This is a genomic window from Corynebacterium sp. HMSC064H12, from assembly GCF_001809925.1.
Lineage (GTDB): Bacteria > Actinomycetota > Actinomycetes > Mycobacteriales > Mycobacteriaceae > Corynebacterium > Corynebacterium jeikeium_D.
In genome coordinates this window covers 1-398 of the sequence record NZ_KV799348.1, presented here as the reverse complement: position 1 = coordinate 398, position 398 = coordinate 1, and the positions used below count along the sequence as shown (strand labels likewise).

Sequence of the window (398 nt, the reverse complement as noted above, 5' to 3'; positions counted from 1 at the left end):
TAAAGAAAAGTGTGTCTTTTCCGGGCGTGTTGCGGTTATTTGATCCAGCCTTTTTGGATGCCGAGGTTGTGTTGGTAGCTGGTGTCGATGGCGGTGTCGTATTCTGCTGGTGCACCGATGTCATTGGTAGTGGCTGTGGTGTTGTGGGTGATCAGGTCTGTTGCTGTGGAAAGTGCGTCTTGACCCCATCGTTGGTCCCTGGCGATCTTGACCGGATCGTCAGGGACTTCTGTATGTAGATACAGCCACCAATCCATCACTGTGCGTTGATGCGGTAGTGATAGTCCGCGGTGTCTGCGGGCTAGTTCTTTTATGGGGGCGTTGATGCCACCTTCGAGGCTGTTTGTTGTTGCTGCAAGGTTGTCGGGGTCGATGGTTGTTGGTGGGGGTTGCAGGTA

General features: G+C 53.3%; 1 pseudogene. It reads right to left on the bottom strand.

Going from position 1 to position 398, the window contains the following annotated elements:
- Positions 1-35: 35 nt before the first annotated feature.
- A pseudogene (locus HMPREF2681_RS07260) lies at positions 36-398 on the bottom strand (IS256 family transposase); the annotation flags it as partial.